At 64.9% G+C, this 5,092-nt stretch carries 5 protein-coding genes; 4 read left to right on the top strand and 1 reads right to left on the bottom strand.

From position 1 onward, the window contains the following. Both AC1DSN_RS18070 and AC1DSN_RS18065 read left to right on the top strand, forming a co-directional pair. A partial coding sequence (locus AC1DSN_RS18070) for an alkaline phosphatase family protein (RefSeq protein WP_477332033.1) occupies positions 1–727 on the top strand: 727 nt, incomplete at its 5' end. Continuing rightward, positions 720–2,342: a multicopper oxidase family protein gene (locus tag AC1DSN_RS18065; RefSeq protein ID WP_477332031.1), complete on the top strand. Its 1,623-nt coding sequence runs from the start codon at positions 720–722 to the stop codon at positions 2,340–2,342. The genes AC1DSN_RS18070 and AC1DSN_RS18065, both read left to right, overlap by 8 nt. 87 nt (positions 2,343–2,429) lie before the next feature. Here the strand turns inward: AC1DSN_RS18065 and AC1DSN_RS18060 are convergent, their stop codons facing one another. Then, positions 2,430–4,220 (bottom strand): M14 family metallopeptidase, encoded by a 1,791-nt coding sequence (locus tag AC1DSN_RS18060; protein ID WP_477332029.1) that lies wholly within the window; start codon positions 4,218–4,220, stop codon positions 2,430–2,432. Between the two features lie 81 nt (positions 4,221–4,301). Between AC1DSN_RS18060 and AC1DSN_RS18055 the strand changes: the two genes are divergently transcribed. Together AC1DSN_RS18055 and AC1DSN_RS18050 are read left to right on the top strand one after the other, a co-directional pair. Beyond that, a complete protein-coding gene (locus AC1DSN_RS18055; protein ID WP_477332028.1) occupies positions 4,302–4,763 on the top strand; it encodes an RNA polymerase sigma factor in 462 nt (153 codons plus the stop codon). Positions 4,764–4,821: 58 nt separating this feature from the next. Beyond that, on the top strand, positions 4,822–5,092 hold a 271-nt coding region (locus AC1DSN_RS18050; RefSeq protein WP_477332026.1), incomplete at its 3' end, for a response regulator.

Here is a 5,092-nt window from a genome sequence, read left to right as displayed (position 1 = left end):
TTCGCCTTTCCAGTACTACCCGTCCACGGCCAACCCGACGCACGCACGGCCGTCGTCGATCGCCGCCATCGGTAAGACGGATGTGGCTAACCATCAGTACGACATCCAGGACTTCTACGACGCCCTCGATACCGACAACCTGCCTGCGGTGAGCTTCCTCAAGGCGCCGGCTTACCAGGACGGTCACGCCGGCTATTCCGATCCGCTGGACGAACAGGCCTTCGTCGTCCACGTGATCAACACGCTGCAGCAGAGCAGCGAGTGGAAGGACACGGCCGTCGTCATCGCCTATGACGATTCCGATGGCTGGTACGACCACCAGGAACCGCCGCACACCAACGCCTCGGCCGGCACCACCGACGCGCTCGACGGCGCCGGCGTGTGTAAGGGACGCGTCACGCTACCGGGCCTGGATGGCAAGACACCGGCACAGGGTCGCTGCGGCTTCGGTCCGCGCCTGCCGCTGCTGGTGGTGTCGCCGTGGGCACGCGAGAACATGGTCGATCACAGCGTGACGGACCAGAGCTCGATCACCCGCTTCATCGAAGACAACTGGCTCGACAGCAAGCGTCTGGGTGGCGGTTCCACCGATGCAACGGCCGGTCGTATCGACAGCATGTTCGACTTCTTCTTCCCGCGCCTGTTCGACCGCAAGCTGATCCTCGACGAGTCGACCGGTCAGCCGAAGCGTGCGCAGTGGCCGTTCGGGAACGGTGGGCATGGTTGATCGCCGTCGCTTCCTGAAGACGGCGGGGTGGATGGCCGCGGCGGGTTGGATCCCGTCGCGGCTCCTCGCACATGACATGCACGGCATGCAGGCCGCGCCGGTGGGCAAGGTCGGCAACGACCTGTGCATGCACCCCATGGGTGATACGACGCACATGCCGGGCCTGGTCGATCCGGGCAAGCTGGCAGCGTTCGTCGATCCGCTGCCGATTCCCCCCACGCTGCGGCCCGTTGCCGGCAAGACGCTCGATGTGCGCATGGCGCAGACCGCGCAGAAGCTGCATCGCGATCTGCCACCGACTGACCTGTGGACGTATGGCGGGCACTATCCCGGCCCGACGATCGAGGCGCGTACCGGCGAGGCCTTCGACGTGCGCTGGGCGAATGCGCTGCCGACGAAGCACTTCCTTCCCGTCGACCACGCCATCTGCGGTGCCGAAGCCGACCAGCCCGAGGTGCGCGCCATCGTCCATCTGCACGGCGCCAAGGTGCCGCATAAGGACGACGGCTATCCCGAAGACTGGTACGTACCCGGCAAATCGCGCCAACACCATTACCCGAACGCCCAGGACGCGGCGACGCTGTGGTACCACGACCATGCGATGGGCATTAACCGGCTGAACATGTATGCCGGGCTGATGGGACTCYACCTTCTGCGCGACGAACACGAGTTGTCGCTTGGTCTTCCTTCCGGCGAGCAGGAGCTGCCGCTGGTGCTGGCCGACAGACTGCTACGCACGGACGGCCGTCTCTACTATCCGGACTCGGGTGACGCCCATGCGCCGTGGGTACCCGAAGTATTCGGCAACCTGACCCTGGTCAATGGGGCCATCCTGCCCCGTGCCGATGTGCAGCCAAGACGCTACCGACTGCGCGTGCTCAATGCGGCGAACGGCCGCTTCTACCATCTGCGATTCAAGGATGGCCGGCCATTCCACGCTATCGGTTCCGACCAGGGCCTGCTGGCCGCCCCAGCAAAGGTGACCTCCCTTTTTCTTGCGCCGGGTGAACGTGCCGACCTCGTCGTCGACTTCGCCGCGTTGCGCGGTGGCACGGTGGAATTGATGAACGATGCGCTGCCGCTGATGCGTTTCGCGGTGGGGCAGGGTGCCGTTCGCGACGACAGCCGGCTGCCGGATATCTTGCGCGATCTGCCCCGGGTCACGGAAGCCAGTGCGTCGAAATCACGCGAGCTCACGCTTGACGAATACAGCGACTGCGTCGCCACGCCCATGCTCATGTTGCTCAACGGCAAGCGCTGGCACGATCCGGTCACGGAGACGGTGAAGCTCGGCAGTACCGAGATGTGGAACCTGGTAAACCTCACCGAGGATACGCATCCGATCCATCTGCATCTGGTGCGCTTTCAGATCCTCGACCGGCGCCCGTACGACGTGGACGAGTACATGGAGAAAAAGACCCTTCGCTATGTCGGGCCGGCGCAGGAACCGCCGCCGCACGAACGCGGCTGGAAGGATGTGGTGCAGGCGTACCCGGGCATGGTGACCCGCATCGTCGCGACATTCGACGGTTATGCCGGCCGCTACGCGTGGCATTGCCATCTCGCCGAGCACGAGGCGAACGAGATGATGCGACCATTCGAGGTGGTCGCGTAATCCCGCTCTTGTAGGAGCCGATTCATCGGCGATCCCGCGGCAGCGGGCAAGGCTGCCGCGAGCGCCCAATCGCCGCTGAAGCGGCTCCTACAACTGCCTTAGAGCGTCGGCATCCAGGCGAACCACGGGATAAACACCCACCTTCTGCACCGTGTACCACGGGCTGCGTTCGTAGAAGAACGTGAGGCGCGCACGCGGGCTGGCAGCGAAGGCGGCGTCGTTCTTCAGCTTCGCCTCGAACTCCGTCTTCAGCGCCGGGTTCGCCGCCATCATCCTCCGTGCCAGTGCCTCGAGCACGCGCGGTTCGCCGTATTCCTTCTGCTCGAACACGGCATTGAAGTAGCCCCAGCGGAGCAGGGAATCCGGTGCGCGGGCATCGAGCAGGTTCAGGGCGAGCACGGCATCGGCATTGTCCGCGCGCACGATGATGGTGCCGGCCGGGAGATCGACATCGACCCGCGACGAAGCGATGTGTGCATCCTTCAGCATGTGATGGCTTTCGAAAGGTTTGTCCGCCCACTTCGGGTCGGTCAGCTCGTCGCGCTCCGCGCGCACGCGCACGGCGGTGGTCGTCCGCGTGTACGGAATGCCATGCGCGTCGAGGCGATCGATCACGTCCGTCCATTGCGGCGGAATCGCCCACGCGGCGGGGATCGACGCCGAGACGTCCGGAAGCAGATCGTTCCAGTTCGAAATGCTGTAGTTCTTCTTCGTTTTCGGGTCGTATTGCACCCAGATATCCCCGGAGACATCGCTCTTGGTCTGCGTGAACGCGTAGCCCTTGAGTGTGAACGGTGTCGATGCCGGATCCTGCTTGAACGTCACCGGCTGCGAGGCGTCCGGCTTTGCGGAAAGCGCTTCAGCCCAGCGATCGGCCTCCTTCGACGCTGTGAGCAGGGCGGCAGGCTCCTTGTTCACGTGGGCGAGCACGCTGCGAACCACATCGTAGGTCGCACGCACGCGCACCTCGTAGGACTTGAGCATGTGCGTTTCGATCAGCAGGCCGGCGCGGTTGCGAATGGCGGCGTAGCCCGTGGAAAAGCGCGGGCCCGAACCGAAGTTCTCGATGCCCTTGGTGATATCGCGTCCGTCGCGGAATTCCAGGTAGGGCGCGGCGAGGTGACCGAGCTTCTCGTAGGCCGGGATGGCGTCGCCTTCGTAGGCCGCCTTCTGCCATGCAGCGATCGACGGCGGCAGCTTGTGCGCGTCCTCCGCGTACCAGGTGAGGTCGTACTGGTAGTCGGCACCGTCCGTGGTATGGATGTCGATCAGCAGGTCGGGTTTCCAGGTGTTCCAGAGTGTCAGCCACGCGCGCGTTTCGGGCGCATCGGCCTTGACGTAATCGCGGTTGAGATTGAGGTATTGCGACTGGCCACGAAAACCCATCTCGGCCGGCCCGTTCTGGTTGATGCGGTTGTACGGGTTTGAATTCTCATGGCCATCCACGCTGTACACGGGGATGTAGACCAGCACGGCGTGGTCGAGCAGATGGGGCAGGCGATGGGTGGCGGCAAAGTCGCGCAGCAGCATCAGGCCCGCGTCCTTGCCTTCGATCTCGCCGGGATGGATGCCGGCCTGCAGCAGTACGATGGGCTTGCCGGCCGCGCGGGCCTTTTCGGGCGTCAGGTCGCCGTCCTTCGCTGCGATCACGACCGTCATCGGCCGGCCCTCCGGCGTCGTGCCGAAGGTCGCGAGGCGGATCGTGTCCGGTGCCGCCTGGGTGAGGCGCTGCAGGAAGGCCTGCGTTTCGGCATACGACGGTGTCGTGCGGAAGGAAGACGCCTCGGCGGGCGTGATCCAGGTGTCTTTCGCCTGGATCGTGACCGGGGCCACGGCGATCAGGGCGAGGAGGAGGCGTGCGGGGAGCGTGGCAGACATGAACCCATCCGGCAGGAGAATCCGGCCATTGTGTGATTTTTTCCCCGCGCTCGCGAATCATGGTGGAAAGAGGAGGGGTTCATGGCCGAGGCCGAGCGACGGCGCGCTTTCGAAGCGCTGCTGCAGACACACCGCAAGATCGTCTTCAAGGTCGCGGCCATCTATGCCCATGGCGAGGAGGATCGGCGGGATCTTGCGCAGGAAATCCTGCTCCAGGTCTGGCGATCGTTCGGTGGGTACGACACAAGCCGTTCGTTCTCTACCTGGATGTACCGCGTGGCGCTCAACGTGGGTCTGTCGCATGCCCGACGCCAACGCGAACGACTGCAGCCACTGGATGCGACGCTGATCGACACGCTCGGTGGCGGCACGCCGATCGATGAGCCGGACGAGCGGCTTGCCCAACTGGCACATGCCATCGAGACCCTGGAACCCCTCGACCGCGCCCTGATCCTGCTCTACCTCGACGAGCAGCCCTATGCCGAGCCCACGAGCGGCTGGACGAGATCGCCCGCYTCGAGGCCGGTTGACGGGGTGCTCTAAGGCGGCGCTAAGCTCGGCGCGCGGATACTATCGGCGTCTCTGCCACCGGGTCGCCGCCTTGCACATCATCCTCGTCGAAGACGACGCCCAGCTCGGCGATGCCATTCGCAGGGCGCTGGAACGGCTGGCCTATACGATCAGCTGGTTCCGCGACGGCAACGAGGCGCTGGCGGCCATGCGCGAGCACGAGGCCGACCTGGTTCTGCTCGATCTCGGTCTGCCGGGGAAGGATGGAATAGATGTACTCGTCGAAGCGCGGCAGTCTCGCGTGACCACGCCGGTTATCGTCATGTCCGCGCGCGAGGCCCTGGATGCGCGCATCCGCGTGC

The sequence above is a fragment of the Luteibacter sp. P4_D7_3 genome (assembly GCF_056401735.1).
The sequence above is the reverse complement of the archived record's forward strand: the minus strand, read 5'-3'. Positions and strand labels throughout refer to the sequence as shown.